The sequence below is a fragment of the Streptomyces longisporoflavus genome, assembly GCF_014649775.1.
Classification (GTDB): domain Bacteria; phylum Actinomycetota; class Actinomycetes; order Streptomycetales; family Streptomycetaceae; genus Streptomyces; species Streptomyces longisporoflavus.
Genome location: NZ_BMTR01000061.1, coordinates 1 through 14,007, shown reverse-complemented (window position 1 = coordinate 14,007; position 14,007 = coordinate 1). Strand labels below are relative to the sequence as shown.

General features: G+C 68.9%; 14 protein-coding genes and 1 pseudogene. 10 read left to right on the top strand and 5 right to left on the bottom strand.

The window, feature by feature from the left end:
* Positions 1-689: 689 nt before the first annotated feature.
* Positions 690-973: pseudogene (locus IE226_RS44705) on the bottom strand (transposase family protein); the annotation flags it as partial.
* A 134-nt stretch (positions 974-1,107) separates the two neighbouring features.
* Positions 1,108-1,374 (bottom strand): hypothetical protein, encoded by a 267-nt coding sequence (locus IE226_RS42505; protein WP_190086894.1) that lies wholly within the window; start codon positions 1,372-1,374, stop codon positions 1,108-1,110.
* Between the two features lie 301 nt (positions 1,375-1,675).
* Between IE226_RS42505 and IE226_RS42500 the strand changes: the two genes are divergently transcribed.
* Entirely contained in the window at positions 1,676-2,434 is a 759-nt protein-coding gene (locus tag IE226_RS42500; protein WP_190086893.1) for a transposase family protein, read from the top strand.
* Between the two features lie 278 nt (positions 2,435-2,712).
* On the opposite strand, the gene IE226_RS42495 is transcribed toward IE226_RS42500, so the two are convergent.
* Complete coding sequence (locus tag IE226_RS42495; RefSeq protein ID WP_229871952.1) at positions 2,713-3,147, bottom strand: STAS domain-containing protein; 435 nt, start codon at positions 3,145-3,147, stop codon at positions 2,713-2,715.
* A 106-nt stretch (positions 3,148-3,253) separates the two neighbouring features.
* On the opposite strand from IE226_RS42495, the gene IE226_RS42490 reads away from it, so the two are divergent.
* The gene (locus IE226_RS42490) at positions 3,254-3,616 is read left to right on the top strand and encodes a helix-turn-helix transcriptional regulator (RefSeq protein WP_190086892.1); all 363 of its coding nucleotides are present in this window, start codon (positions 3,254-3,256) and stop codon (positions 3,614-3,616) included.
* Between the two features lie 524 nt (positions 3,617-4,140).
* Positions 4,141-5,262, top strand: coding sequence for a PheS-related mystery ligase SrmL (gene srmL, locus IE226_RS42485; RefSeq protein ID WP_190086891.1), 1,122 nt, complete (start codon positions 4,141-4,143; stop codon positions 5,260-5,262).
* A 361-nt stretch (positions 5,263-5,623) separates the two neighbouring features.
* Here the strand turns inward: srmL and IE226_RS42480 are convergent, their stop codons facing one another.
* On the bottom strand, positions 5,624-6,142 hold the full coding sequence (locus tag IE226_RS42480; RefSeq protein WP_190086890.1) for a hypothetical protein: 519 nt from the start codon (positions 6,140-6,142) through the stop codon (positions 5,624-5,626).
* A 119-nt stretch (positions 6,143-6,261) separates the two neighbouring features.
* Between IE226_RS42480 and IE226_RS42475 the strand changes: the two genes are divergently transcribed.
* The 5 genes from IE226_RS42475 to IE226_RS42455 all read left to right on the top strand — a co-directional run bounded on the left by IE226_RS42475 (position 6,262) and on the right by IE226_RS42455 (position 10,195).
* A complete protein-coding gene (locus IE226_RS42475; protein WP_190086889.1) occupies positions 6,262-6,960 on the top strand; it encodes a TetR/AcrR family transcriptional regulator in 699 nt (232 codons plus the stop codon).
* Positions 6,961-7,897: 937 nt separating this feature from the next.
* Entirely contained in the window at positions 7,898-8,257 is a 360-nt protein-coding gene (locus tag IE226_RS44700; protein WP_229871951.1) for a hypothetical protein, read from the top strand.
* Positions 8,258-8,310: 53 nt separating this feature from the next.
* Complete coding sequence (locus tag IE226_RS42465) at positions 8,311-8,934, top strand: LysE family translocator (protein WP_190086888.1); 624 nt, start codon at positions 8,311-8,313, stop codon at positions 8,932-8,934.
* 686 nt (positions 8,935-9,620) lie between these two features.
* The gene (locus IE226_RS42460) at positions 9,621-9,830 is read left to right on the top strand and encodes a hypothetical protein (protein WP_190086887.1); all 210 of its coding nucleotides are present in this window, start codon (positions 9,621-9,623) and stop codon (positions 9,828-9,830) included.
* A 113-nt stretch (positions 9,831-9,943) separates the two neighbouring features.
* Positions 9,944-10,195, top strand: a complete 252-nt coding sequence (locus tag IE226_RS42455; RefSeq protein ID WP_190086886.1) for a hypothetical protein — start codon at positions 9,944-9,946, stop codon at positions 10,193-10,195.
* 792 nt (positions 10,196-10,987) lie between these two features.
* Here the strand turns inward: IE226_RS42455 and IE226_RS42450 are convergent.
* Positions 10,988-11,767: a DUF2637 domain-containing protein gene (locus IE226_RS42450; RefSeq protein WP_190086895.1), complete on the bottom strand. Its 780-nt coding sequence runs from the start codon at positions 11,765-11,767 to the stop codon at positions 10,988-10,990.
* Between the two features lie 1,354 nt (positions 11,768-13,121).
* On the opposite strand from IE226_RS42450, the gene IE226_RS44695 reads away from it, so the two are divergent.
* Positions 13,122-13,445: a transposase gene (locus IE226_RS44695; protein ID WP_229871950.1), complete on the top strand. Its 324-nt coding sequence runs from the start codon at positions 13,122-13,124 to the stop codon at positions 13,443-13,445.
* Positions 13,429-13,851: a VOC family protein gene (locus IE226_RS42440; RefSeq protein ID WP_190086885.1), complete on the top strand. Its 423-nt coding sequence runs from the start codon at positions 13,429-13,431 to the stop codon at positions 13,849-13,851. The genes IE226_RS44695 and IE226_RS42440 overlap by 17 nt, the downstream gene beginning before the upstream one ends.
* Positions 13,852-14,007: the final 156 nt, after the last annotated feature.

The following is a 14,007-nucleotide window of genomic DNA, read 5'->3' as shown; positions in this document are numbered from 1 at the left end:
CCAGGGCAGCCTCGGCAAAGGCCCGGCCCAGGCCGCGGGATGCACCGGTAATGAGCCACACTCTCGCAGTTGCCACGACGCGCTTCACCCCCAATAAACAAGACGGTCCGTCTCGGCTCGTCGTGAGTCTAGGGCAGCACCCCCGGCCCCGCAATACGGATCGTCTCGTTTCGCTGCCCGGGCGGAGCGAGATACGTCAGGGCCATCGCATCCTCCTCCAGTTGAACTGGCCGTACATCAGGGTGGCTTGTGCGAGGGTCCTGCCTCTGTTCAGGGAACGCTCGACGTCAGCAGGTGCACACCACGAGCAGACCACCGCGCGTCCAACGCCCTGCCCGCCTGCACCACTCGGCGGGCTGCCATCACCAGCAGGACCCGGCCCTCCGGAGACAGGGGACCCGCGTTCGGCCGCGGTCCTTTGTGGGCCGCGCCCTCGCGGCGCACGGCAGTCACCAATGCGCCGAAGCAGCGCGGGCCCAGCCCGGCGACGGGGCTGTCCGGAACGATCCCGATGCCGAGTCGCGTCGGCCATCGCGGGATCATCCCACCCGCAACCAAGCCCACCGGGAAAGCCCTCGGGCGGTCTGATCGGTCCGCGGCGGGGGTCGCCCATTGCCTTCCTTGCAGAGCCTGGTTCGGGTTCATGGCCTCCGGGGCCGGTATGACTCATTGAGCCTTTTCCATCTTGATCAGGTGGTGAGTTCGAGGGCGACGACGGCCCGGACGACGGCGGTGATCCGCGTGGTGCTGCAGCGGAGCTTCCGCAGGAGCCGCCAGGACTTGAGGGTTGCCATGGCGCGTTCTCTGAGCTGCGGATCTTGGCGTGATCGCGGTTGCGACGACGACGCCAGCCGCGCAGGTTCTTGCCCCGGATCGGGACACGGACAGCAGGACCCGCGCCCTGATATGCCTTGTCGGCCCAGCACTTGATGTCGTCTGCGGCGAGAGCGGCGGGAGTGCCGTGAACCCGCGCTACGGTCAGTCTGGGTTTCCCATGCCGCCAACCACGGGCTCTGACCAGCATCATCTTCCTTCGCGTTTGCCGTGTTCAGGGCCGTATGCGGTACGCGTGAAGACTCGTACGTCGCCCGCTCTCGCCCTGGTCCTTCAGAAGAGGTCGTCCAGCGGCCCGGCCAGGGATCCCCATGCGGACGTTGGGTCCCGGTCGGCGTCCCTGTCCTTCTTGCGGTTGATCGGGAACATCAGCTGCGCGCTGAGGAGTACCAGTCCAAGACCTCCCGCACACAGTCCCGCACGAGCCCACCACATGCTGCCCGTCCAGTCCTGGGGCGGTCCGATGACGGCCCACACGGCCAGGGACATGCCGACGAGCAGAACAACCACCGCACTGATGCGACGCAAATCGATCTTCATGTGGTGATGATCGCACCAACGAGTTGGTGCGTGATAGCGGGTGGACATGCTCTGCGAATGAGGGATATGACTGATCGTTCCGTTTGGCGCCCCCATTGCTCACTGGCAGCTCGGCAGCTCATCTGGCCCCGCTGGTAGCTGAGTGGCCAGGCCGTGGGTGGTCAGCGTTGAGCGCCATCGATTCCGTGCACCTCGTCCAACCTGCCGGGAGGCTGGGTCGGCAGCCCAGCGGTGGGCATGAAGGAAGCTCCTGGTAGATGGGTTCTCGACCAAGATCACCCGTGTTCGCCAGGAGCTTCGTGTGCTTGTCTACCCGTCGTCGATCGATCTGTCTACCCGCACCCTGCGGTTCCTGACCGGGCAACTGACAGCCAGACGGAGGGAGATCGGCACGCGGTGGCGGCGGCTTCCCGCAGCGCGACAGGCTCTGCTGGCCCTGGCCCACCTGCGGTGCGGTGACACCTACGCACAGCTCACGGCCGGTTTCGGCATCGGGATCGCGACCGCCTTCCGCTACATACGCGAGGCCGTCGACATCCTGGCCACCCTCGCCCCGTCCCTGGCCGAGGCGATGAAGGCGATCCGGGCGAAGGCGTTCGTCATCCTCGACGGCACCCTGCTGCCGATCGACCGGATTGCCGCCGACACCCCGTACTACTCCGGGAAACACAAACGCCACGGCATGAACGTCCAGGTCCTCACCGACCCGTTCGGCCGACTGCTCTGGGCTTCGCCCGCGCTGCCTGGCTCCACTCACGACCTCACCGCCGCGCGACAGCACGGGATCATCGAAGCCCTCGCTGAAGCGGGACTCAAATGCTGGGCTGACAAGGCGTATCAAGGTGCCGGCGGAACCGTCCGAGTCCCGTTTCGGGGCCGCCGTCTCAAGCGATGGAAGCGCCGTCACAACACCACCCACGCCAAGATCCGCTGCCTCGGCGAGCAGGCCATGGCCGCCCTCAAGGGCTGGCGGCTCCTGCGGAAGCTCCGCTGCAGCACCAACCGCATCACCGACGTGGTGAAGGCCGTCCTCGTCCTTCACCACCACGCGTCAGCCTGAGGTTGGAAAGAGCTCATTGCCCCTGTCCTTGATGATCCAGGGGGTGCTGTCGCCGGTCCTGGCGGCACCGGGTGGTCACTGATGGCAGCGTGTCCGCCGACTGGCAGGGTTGCGTAATGTGGCTGCCGATCTCCGGCGCCCGGGCGGGCCGCCGATGGCGACTCCGGGAAGGGAAAGCCGGTGACCAGGGCCCGTCAAAGAGAGCCGTCGATCGCCCCGCCTCCATGGTCGCGGCTGTCGGCGTGCAGCTCTGCAGAAGGCTGCCGAAGCGCGGAGGGTTACCAGGCGGCCGCTTCCTCAATCGTCTGTCGAATCTCCAAGAAGCTGTCGGCACCAGTGATCTCGAAAAGGCGTCGTACCCGTGCGGAGGGTGCGACGACGCGCAGTGTTCCCCTCTGGTGGGCAAGGATCAGCATGTTCAGGAACGTCGAGTCGGCGAAGGTGACGGCGGAGGCGTCGAGGACAACCTTCGGGTACTGACCCGCCGCGGTGTGCAGCGCCTGACGCAGCGAGGTGATCGAGCCCATGTCGTACTCGCCGGCAGCGGCAATCACCCGGGCCCCGCGGTACTCGTACTGCCTCTCGGCGCCGGGCCCCGCCGTCTGTATGTCGACCCCGGGACCGCACGAAGCGTGCGCAGTGATCTGCACCCGGGCAGGCGTTCCGCTGGTGCTGCTCGTGCACGTCGACAAGACGGCCTCGTTCCGGGACACCTCAAGCTCCTTCTGTGGATCTCCCGCGCGGGAGCGCGCCGCCAGTTACCGGAAAATCATGTCATGTAAAACGCTTCCGGCAACCGGCGTCGCCTAAAGTAGGGCTATGGCAGCAGTCCCTGAGTCCCACACCGGATGGACGTTCATCACCAGCCACGCGCGCGTGCTGGCGGCCATCGCCGACAACCCGAACATCCGAATCCGCGATATCGCCGCCCACTGCCGGCTCACCGAGCGTGCCGTGTCGAGGATCATCTCCGACCTGGAGCAGGACGGGTATCTCTCACACACCCGCGAAGGCCGTACGAACATCTACCGCGTCGATCCCGACAAGGTGCTGCGCCATCCCGCCGAAGCCGGCCTGCCCGTGGCCTCACTGCTTTCCTTGCTCGTACAGGACGAAACCGAGCGCACCGGTGCACCGGCCGCCCGCACGCAGCCCCTGGTGGGCGGCACCGCCGCGAAGTAGCACAGGGCCGCCCCGTACTCAGTTCCACCGTCCCGTGGGTGTACCTCGTGGTGCGTCCTCGCCGCGCCCGAACGGCACGTTGGTCTGGTGTGAGGGGGCAGCGGACGCGGAACGCTGCATGCAGATCGACCCGTTATCGCGGTCAGCACCTTTGAACCGTCCCGGCCGCCCGGCCGGCCCGTCCTAAGGATCCGGGCGGCCGCTGGCGGTGGGAGACCGTGGCCGGCGCGTGCCTCAGGGGGAGTTGGGCTGCGGCGAGGGCCGGCGCTTCGAACTGCCCCGCCGGCGGCGCGATGCCTTGTGCCAAAAACAGCGAGGCGAGGCGCCGGCGACCGGCTATAGTCCTGGCGTGGCCGTCGTAGCGATCGTTCGCCGATTTACCGGCCCCCTGGCCCCCGAAGGGTGCCGCAGGGGGCCGACTTCGCCAGGTCTCCAGAGCTGAGCCGGCCGGCCCGTCAAGCGGTCAGACCCAGGGGCTGGGGGGTGGATGACACCCCGTCACCGCTCTGGGCCAGGAGGCCGACATGCCCGCTCACCTTTCCGCCGAACAACTCGCCCGTGATCTGTCCATCCGGGACCTCAGCGACCCTGCCGCCGGACCGCACGCCCTCCAACACGTTGTGGGCAGCGCCGTCGACGCGCTGGCCGAGCGCTGGGGCGCCCAGGTCCGCTGGTGGCGCGGCGAGCGCATGGTCACCGTCGAGGACAACTACGACAACCTCGGCTACCGCCCCGACGACGTCACCCGAGACGCCCGCTACACCCGCTACGTCGACGACCGGCGGATGCTGCGCAGCCATTCCAGCGCGCTGATCCCGGCCGCGCTGCGTGCCCTGGCCGCGGATGCGGCCGACGACGTTCTCTTGGTCTGCCCCGGGCTGGTCTACCGCCGCGACAGCATCGACCGCCTGCACACTGGCACGCCCCATCAGCTTGACCTGTGGCGCCTCACCCGCCGCCCGGCCCCGCTGACGACGGCCGACTTGGACCAGATGGTCACGACCCTCCTCCGAGCGCTCCTTCCCGGGGCGGAGCACCGCCACGAGGACCGCGTCCACCCCTACACCCTCTCTGGCCGCCAGGTGGACGTGAATCGCGAGGGCGAATGGATCGAGGTGGCGGAATGCGGCCTGGCACACCCCCGGGTACTTGAGCGGGCCGGTCTGGACGCCTCGTGGAGCGGCCTCGCCCTGGGTATGGGACTCGACCGGATACTCATGCTGCTCAAGGGCATCCCGGACATCCGTATCCTGCGCTCGGTCGAACCATCCGTTGCTGCCCAGATGGCCGACCTGGCCCCCTACCGGCCCGTGTCCGCCATGCCCGCCGTTCGCCGGGACCTGTCCGTCGCCGTCGACCGCGACGATCTGGCCGAAGACTTCGGAGACCGGGTCCGCGACGCCCTCGGCCCCGACGCCGACTGCGTGGAGTCGGTCGAGATCCTCGCCGAGACGCCGTACACGCAACTCCCGCCGCAGGCCCTGGAACGGCTGGGCGCCGGCCCGGACCAGAAGAACGTCCTGCTCAAAGTGGTCCTGCGGCACCTGGACCGCACCCTCACCGACCAGGAAGCCAACCTGCTGCGCGATCGTATCTACGCCGCGGTCCACCAGGGCAGCACCCACCAGTGGGCGACGACCAGCTGACGAGGTCGGCCGGCGCCGCCCGGCGGAAGGACGCCCGTCCTTCCGGAAGAGCCACTCGCCCCCCGGCGGTGCGTGCAGGGCGCCGGTCAGGCGGAACGGGCAGCAGCCGGGCCTGTGATGTGCTGCAGGGCGGACAGGGACAGGCAGGAGCAGAGATCTCTCCCTGTCGCCCGGGCGGGGCAACCTCGGGCCGTTCGCAACAGCCGGTGGTTGTTCATACGGCGCGCGGACTGACACAGGAGGAGCAGGGCCGGCGTGCGGGCGGCCTGCCGCGTCGGCCCGGGCGCGCATGCGGCCGCAGATACGCCTCCGGGCTTTCGCGAGGCCCCTGGCATCGCGAAGGCCCTGCTCCCAGGCGTGGTCACATCACAGTGACGGCGGCCAGCGCGACGGCGGAGCCGCCGAAGACCACGGCGTTACGCACATAGGTCTGGGCGCGCACCCAGGGAGGGAAGGCGTCCCGCGCGGCCTGGAGGAAGGGCCCGACGTCGATGCGGGCCAGCTCGGGGTCTTCTTTGCGGCGGAAGGCGGCTTCCACGGACCTCACCGCAGTGAGGTTGCTGTAGACGATCACCGCGTTCATCAGCAGCACCAGCGAAGAGAATATCCAGGTCATTACCTGGGCCGGAGCGGCGCCCGCGAAGTTCACGGCGGCGCTCGCGGTCATCACGGCGGCTACGGCCACGGGGGCCGCGGTCTCGTGCCCGCCGGCGTCGAATCGGAGGTTGTTTTCCTCCAGCACCTCGGGGCGGACCTGCTGGCGTCGCAGCTCGGCCACCGCGGCGGCCTTTGCGGCGGGACCGAAGCGGTGGCGGACCACCGGGATGCTGACAAAGGCTGCGGCGACGAGCAACTGTATGACGGCGACGAGGATGTTCACTGGCCCTCCCGTGACTTGTACTTTGTTCAATCGCTTGTCCGGGAAGACAGTAGGACCACACTTGAACACCGTGCAAGTACTTTCTTGAACTTTGTGCAAGTACTGCGTACGGTGTAGCTATGGCACGCGACACGCTGACCCAGGACCAGATCGTCCGCACCGCCGTCGAGCTTCTGGACGCCGAAGGGCTCGCGGGGCTCAACATGCGCGCCTTGGGCACCAGGCTCGACTCGGCCACCACCGCCGTGTACTGGCACGTCAAGAGCAAGGACAATCTCGTCCTGCTCGCCACCGACCAGGTGTGGAACGAGCTCACGCTGCCCGACCCCGGGGCGGCCGACTGGCGCGCCGCCATCACCGCCATGGCCACCGACTTGCATGCGATGTTCGCCCGGCATCCATGGCTGGTGCAGGTCCTCGCCGCGCACCTCGTCTACGGCGAGGGCAAGGCCCGCCACGACGAGTGCAGCCTTGCCCTCTACGAGGCCGCCGGCTTCACCGCCGCCCAGTGCGACCAGGCGGCGGGCGCTGTTTTCACCTATGTACTGGGCAACGCGACCGGCGCCGCCGCGACCGCTTCCCTCACGCGCCGGGGCAGCCCGGGCGAAAGCAGCACCGAAGAGCAGTTCCGGCACGCCATGGCCGAGGCGCGGGAGATCGCCGTGCGCTATCCACGTTTGCGGGCCCGGCTGGAAACCCGGGCGGCAGCCGATTATGCCGCCGCTCCCGAGGGGACCTTCGAGTTCGGCCTCCGGGTGCTCCTCGACGGCCTGGAACAGGAGCTGGCCGCCCAGACCGGCCCGACCGCCCCTCGGTAAGCCGGTCCGGGCGGCCCGCAGGCCCGCTCGGCGACGAAGAGCCGTCGCAGGTCCTCGCACACGAGGCCCTGGCACAGCCGGTTCCGCCCGTCCCCGCGCAACCGGCTGCTTTGACCACGCACCGGCCACCCACGCGAACTGCCCGGGCAGCCGCGGCGAGCAAAAAGCGTTGGCCGACCACGCGCCCGACGGCTACCGCGAGCGACGACATCACCAGCGGGGCCGCCGGACCAGCGCTCCCGTACGGTGAGCGGCCCGGACGAGGAGTACACCCGGAGCCGGTGCTCGCCGCGCATAGGCTCCCGTCGAGTCCCGAGGCGCCCGCCGCACAGGCCCGGCCGAAGAAGCTCCCGAACGAGGGGCATGCACGGGCCGACTGCTTCGCCCGGGGCCGGCCTCAACCCCGTGCGGCACGCGCCGTGCGGAGACACAAGCACCTCAACCTAACGGCTGCCGTTCGGCGTCCGGCCGTCAGCCCCTTGATCACCTCCCTGCGCACGCCCTAAGGTTCCTAACGGAACATCAAAAAATTTCCGTTAGGTCCTGGAGTGGGTGGAGACACCTGGCATGACACAGGTCAGCGGCTGAGATCGCCATCGGAGGCGACTGCGGAATGACGCTGCTTTCACAGATCAGCGAGCTGCACGCGGACGGCGGCGAGAGGGCAGCCCGACGCACGGCCCGCGTCACGGACTACTGGCGAGCCCTGCCCCCTCCGGTTGACGCGCTCCAGGCCGCCGGGGCATCGCCGATCATGCCCCGGGAGGCCGAGCACGAGGACGCAGCCCGGATCCTGACCGACCGTCCCTGCGACGGATCTCCCCCCACACGGAAACCACAACGCGCGACCGGCCTGCCGCACGGCCCTTTTCGCAATGGCGCCCGATCACAGCCCCGCCACTCAGGCCGTTCCCCTTGCCGGCACCACCACCCCGGGATGCGCCTGCACCCACCCTGGCCGCCCGACGAGGAACGCCTCGAGACCCGCACCCTCGCGCAGATCGCACTGATCGCCTTCCACCAGCCGCCGGCCGAACTCCACCACCCTCTGCCCGACTGCGGCACGCCCGAAGAACCCGGACAACCGGCCGACATACCCGACGCGCACCCGCAAGCCGCCGCCGCTCTCCCGGGCCACGCCCGCACCCCGGCCGCCCGGGCCTTCGCCGCGGGTGCGCCGAGCGTCAAACCGGGCCGTCAACTGGACCCTGCGCATGCCCGGCAGGGCGACCAGACCGCGGACCATCACCAGCCCTCCGGCCCCGGGCTCCACACCTTGTCCGACGACGGCGCCTGACCGCGCACTACCGCACCGCGCTCTGATCCCCGCTCGCACGAACCGGAGGCCTCATGGTCCATCCCTACGCCGTCGCCGCATTCCTGGTCGCGATCCTCCCCATGATCGCTACCCCCGGAGCCAGCCTGGCCCTGCTGATCCGACACGTCATCGACAGCGGCCGCCGCCAGGCTCTTCCCGTCATCCTGGGCACAGTCACCGGCCTGTACGTCCACGCCATCCTGGCCATAGCCGGCCTGTCGGCCCTGGTCATGCACTCCAGCCTGGCCTTCACCACCCTCAAGCTCATCGGCGCCGTCTACCTCATCGGACTGGGCATCTGGACATGGCGTTCCGCCACGCCGAACGCGGCGCCCGCCCCCTCCCGCCCACACTTGCCGAAGGGGCCGGACTCCGTCTACGCCCAGGCGTTGCTCGCCAACGTCCTCAACCCGAAGGCGGCAGCCATCTACTTGACCCTGGTCCCGCAATTCATCGCACCCCATCAGCCCTTCGGCAGCCAGATCCTCACCTTGGCCACCGCCCACGCACTGCTGATCGCACTCTGGCTCGCCGCCTGGACCTTCCTCGCCCTGCGTGCCTCACCCGCCCTGCACCAGCCCCGCTTCAAACAAGCTGCCGCCAAGGCCACCTCGGCGATCCTCGTCACCCTCGGCATCCGAAGCGCCGTGGCGTAGACCCCCGGCCACTTCGTGCCCGTCGGCAAACGGCGCCCCGTCCCGAAGCGAAACCAGGAACAATCCGCGGAAGCAATCCGGGAGCGCGGTTTCACTGTCACGCCCCGTTCTCGCTCGAAGGCGGATCCACCAGCGGCGTCATGCGCGCGATGGCCCGGGGGCATGACAAAACCCCGGAGTGTTCTCCCGCCCCCGAGCGGACGACGTCGCACGCCTCTGCCCACGCTGTACCGCTCAGCCGAGGCCCACGCTGTACCACTCGGCCGGGCTCACCACCGACAGCGAAAAACGTCGGGGCCCGGCGCCCCAGAGCCGGCCACACGAGGTGAGCGGCCCCGCGTACGTGCGAAGTGGCCGCGGGGCCGCCGATGGCGCGCCGCCTGTCAGGGCGCCCGCAGCCGACCGTACGAGCCGCGGGCCGCAACCGCACGCCGGGACAAGCCAGTTCCGTGAGGGGCCGTGGCAAATTTCGCGGGCCCGGACCTATCCGGCTTGCGGCGCTCGGCACTGCACACGGCAAGACCGCTGCAGCGACCGCCCGGCAGGCACTTCCCCCGGCAGGGTCCTCGCCCGAAACGACTCCCTTCCGGCCCTCGGGCGAATCCAGATGCAGCAAGACTGTGAGGAGGATGTGAAGATCCGAGGAGCGGTCTGCACCCGGCGGCCGCCCGGCTCGTTGCCGGGACATGAGCGATGCCCCGATTCCCCGGCCGCAGGCCGAGCTGTCCGCCGCCTACTGGCTCGACTCCCCCGTCCTTGAGCAGCACGGCCTGTGCAGCTGTCTCCTCGAAGACGACACAGCCCCGCGCCGCCGTGGAACAACGGCTCACCACCTGCTGACCGGCCTGGCCTGCGCCCTGATCGTCACCGCCCTGGCCACGGTTCTGTCCGCGTGAAAGAGCTCCGCACCGCATCCGGGCACCCAGACCCACCCCCTTCCTCCGGGCCTTCCCGCGGGCAGGCGCCGCCCGTTGCGCGTGCGGCACCGGGCAGCCACGGGGTCCCGGCCGTGGTCCACCCACCCTCGGGCACGGGAGGACGCCGGGTGACCGTGCACGGCAAGATCCTCGGACTCGCACACTCCGACGCCGACGTCATCTCCTTCCTGCGATCCGCCGGGTTGCCCGTAGCGGGAACGCTCCTCGACGACCCGGCACAGGTGCAATGGCGCGGCGGGCGAGCACACCGATACGACACGGCGCAGAACCCCGCCGAGCCCCCGACCCGCCCGCCGGACAAGCGAGATCACTGCTACCCGTAACCCAGCGACCCGCCCGCCGGCGGTCCGGGCAGACCCGCCCGGCCGCCGGCCCGACCAGATCACCCAAGACCCCCGGGAGCGGACCGGATTACCGGCGGATGCTCCCCCATGACAGCACCCGCGCCGGCCCACGACGGCCAAGACCAGCCTGCCCCGGGGCGCAGGGCTCGCCGGCTGCCCCGCGCCGGATCGTGGAGCACAGACGGCCGGGCTGCGTGAGGCCCGCTCACATCACAGCCCGACAACGCAGACCCGCGCACCCAGGGCACAGGGCTCAGGGCCGGTCCACCGGTTCAGTGCCGGCCGGTTCATCGCCGGCCAGGGCCGCCAGGTAGGCGCGGCACAGGGCCTGACCGGCGGCACACCGTCCCGGCCTGCACCGGCTGCAGGTCTGCACGTGCCGCACATAGGCCCGATAGTGCTCCTCCACCCAAGTTGCGACCTGTGGGGGACGATTGTCCATGCCCTACCTTTCCACGGCACCCGCCCCACGGTGCATCCCGCAGCCGGATCCTCGTCACATCCAAAAGAAATGACACCGCCCCCCGCCCGGGTGGTTTCCCGGCTGCCATGGGCGGGCCGTGCCGTCCGGCGGCCCGCGGGGGACGAACACCGCCGAACGGCACCCGGCACCTGCCCAGCACCCCGCTGCCCCAGTCACCAAACCCTCCAAACGGCTGCATCGCTCAACCCCTGCCCCTGACCGGCACCGTCCCGGAGTTGACGCACCGCCCTCCCCCGCCCGCCAACGGACGACCGGACTTTCCGCCTCGGTGGCGGGCAGGGGCCCGCTCACACCTTTTTCGCGTTTGCGGATGCGGCCGGAGGGCCGGGCCGGAGGCGGGGGCGGGTGCGGTGGCGTGGATTGGCCTGGCGCGGAGGGCGGGTGAGAGTGATCTGCCGTACGAGCTGCTGGAAACAGGCAAGTGCGGCCGGGGCGGGAAGCGCCGCCGCTGCCGCGTCGATCAGTGTGTGCGGGGCCTGCGCGACGCACAGCAGCATGGAAACGGTGGAGAACACCAGGACAACCGCCCAGGAGTGGACGGCACGGCGCCGGTGCAGGGCAGCACGCAGAATCGACAGACTGGCGACCAGCCACGGACCGTAGACAAGAAGAGGCCACCAGCCCGCGTTGGCGGAGGTCCGGTACCTCGCCAGGTGACTCAGCGGGTCATAGCTGACCATGCCGCCGAAGACACAGACCATGAACACGACGACAGCAGCCAGCCCCGCCAGGAAAAGGCTCATGTTATGCAGGGCACCGCCCCCGCGCTTACGCGAACGAGAACGAGAACGTGAACGCGCGCGGCGTCTGCGAGGCGGTAGCACGGCGCGCAGCGGGCGCAGCTCGTCCAGCAGTTCACGGCTCAGTGACTCGGCGAGCGCCGCTTCGACCGGCCCGCCGGGGGCCGGAACGCCCTCCCACTCGTTTCCCGCGGCCTCGTGCAGCAGATGCGCCAGTTCCTGTTCCGGATCCCAGTGCATGTCCAGCGGGTCAAGGGGCGCCAGAGGCTGCTCCCACGTACCGGAGTCGCCGACTGTCCCCTGGCTTCCCCGGTCGGCCGGCTCCATAGGGCTGCGCGGGCCCGGCATCTCATACACAGGAGATCCGCCGACGAAGCCCGCCCGAGCGAGCGCCGCGCCCTTGGGGGCCAGATACCGAAGAGGCGAACGTGGCCTCGATACGGCCGAGTTCCGCCAGGAAGTCTTCGAACAGAGCGGCCGAATACCTCAGGTCGACAGACTGGTACGTGTCATGCAGGGTCGCCTTCACCCCGCCGGCGGCGGCCGGGGTATAGACCCATCCCCCCATACAGACCGCGCCTGCGCCGCTGCTCGTAGGGCGGGCCAAGAGGATCCCCGGGACAAACCCACGCCTTGCTCTCGTCATGATCCATCCAACGGGCGGGCATTACGCAAGATGCGCGGCGAACGGGTGACAGCCATTTCGCATAGTGGGCCTTTCGGACTGATGATTCATCAGCTTCACAGACAACCCGGGCACGGCACCAACGACCCGCTCATAGCGGCATACCGCCGACTGTCCGGGACCCCGTCACCGGCCGGGAACTCCGCACCGAGGCCCACTGTCGGTAACCTGGGACAAGTCCCGAAAGGGTGACGGTCGGCCGACCCGTTGAGAACATCGTCCGCCGCTGCTGATGCCGGCCGCCCGCCATGGGCCCCCGGACAGCTCCCGCACGTGGTCGATCAGCTCCATCGGCGGGCTGGTACGTCACCTGCTGCTGGTAGCGCGTCGACCGGTCCAAGCAGTTGCAGGACGCCACGCGGGCCGAGGGTGGCACCCCGCGGGCTGCTGACCTCATCGAGAACATGCTGGCCGCCGCCGAGAACCCCATGCTCTGAAGCACTGCCGCTTCCGTTCCCCGGCCAGCGCCGTCCTCACCCGAGGACCTGCACCTGCAGGACAAGCGCGGGGAAGATCACTGCCAAGGGCGGGGCGGCGGAGTGAAATTCGGACGATGTACGCACAGCAGCGTACTCGCCCGGCCACACCTCCACCGTGCGCCCGGCTCTGGTCAGATGGATGCCGTAGTACCCCGGCCCTCAGTAGCACGCGGGCCGGGCACCGTCGCTGCGGGGGTCAACTCCAGGCCCAGGTCGAGGCGGCTGTTCCAAATCGGTGCCGAACTCGGCGTACTTCAAGATGCCCAGCAGGTCGATCGTGCCCCAGCGCCGGTCTGAATGGAGGTCAAGTTCGATCTTCCTCTGTTCGTGATCGCTCGATCGTGATACTGATCGCTGTACAGGCAGCCCGTCGGGCATGTCCATGCCGAGGTGCGGGGCGTGAAGCGAGAGCCGTATCCCAGCGACTTATCCGACGAGCAGTGGGTGTTGATCGAGCCGATGATCACGGCCTGGAAGCAGGACCGGATAGCCCGGATCTTGCGACCTCCGGGAGGTCGTGAACGCGATCTACTATCAGAACCGGACGGGCTGCCGGTGGCGCGGCGTCCCATATGGTCTGCCGTCCTGGTCAGCGGTGTTCTACTACTCCGGCTTGTGGCGCGTGCTGGCCGCATCCGCCCACGACAACGCCGGCGGCATCACCCTGCTCGGCCAGGCCGCCGACCGCTGCGGGAACCGGCTGGAGAAGGCCCTAGTGGACCAGGACTGCAACAGAATCACGATGGCAGGTGTCATGGTTCGTCGGTACCTTGGCCTCGCGGTGATCGGACAGCCCGATTGGCCAGATTGCGAAGGAGCGTCAAGTGGGTTCGCAGGTTAACCCGTGCATCACGTTTAACGGCAACGCGCGCCAGGCGATGGAGTTTTATCGGGAGGTGTTCGGTGGCGAGTTGGATTTGGGAACTGCGGCGGACTTCGGCTCACCGGACTCGCCCAACGCTGACAAGGTCATGCATTCTCGTCTAGACACTCCCGCCGGCTACACGCTGATGGCATGGGACTATCCCGATGACAGGTCCGGCCACCCGCCCTATCGGCCAGGCAACAACGTCGCCGTGTTCATTGACGGCGACGACCGGGAGCTTCGCGACTACTTCGAGAAGCTGTCCGCCGGCGGCACCGTAACGTTGCCTCTGGAAGAGCAGGTGTGGGGCGACGAGGCGGGCTCGCTGATTGACCAGTTCGGGATCAGCTGGATGTTCAACATCACCGCCCAGAAGCGCTGATCGGCGCCCGAGTGCCCTGTCATACAGGGCGTTGAGTCCGTTTCTCGCACGGGCTCCACCAAATGGCGTGAGGCGGCTCCAGGTAGAATCGGACTTACTGACGGTTTCAGAATGAGGTTCGAAGTCGCCTCAAGCAGATGATGCTGCAGGCAAGTT

Coding starts and splice junctions, on each gene's coding strand:
- IE226_RS42505 (WP_190086894.1), bottom strand. CDS start 1,374: ATGAAGATCGATTTGCGTCGCATCAGTGCGGTGGTTGTTCTGCTCGTC.
- IE226_RS42490 (WP_190086892.1), top strand. CDS start 3,254: ATGGCAGCAGTCCCTGAGTCCCACACCGGATGGACGTTCATCACCAGC.
- srmL (WP_190086891.1), top strand. CDS start 4,141: ATGCCCGCTCACCTTTCCGCCGAACAACTCGCCCGTGATCTGTCCATC.
- IE226_RS42475 (WP_190086889.1), top strand. CDS start 6,262: ATGGCACGCGACACGCTGACCCAGGACCAGATCGTCCGCACCGCCGTC.
- IE226_RS44700 (WP_229871951.1), top strand. CDS start 7,898: ATGCGCCTGCACCCACCCTGGCCGCCCGACGAGGAACGCCTCGAGACC.
- IE226_RS42465 (WP_190086888.1), top strand. CDS start 8,311: ATGGTCCATCCCTACGCCGTCGCCGCATTCCTGGTCGCGATCCTCCCC.
- IE226_RS42460 (WP_190086887.1), top strand. CDS start 9,621: ATGAGCGATGCCCCGATTCCCCGGCCGCAGGCCGAGCTGTCCGCCGCC.
- IE226_RS42450 (WP_190086895.1), bottom strand. CDS start 11,767: ATGGAGCCGGCCGACCGGGGAAGCCAGGGGACAGTCGGCGACTCCGGT.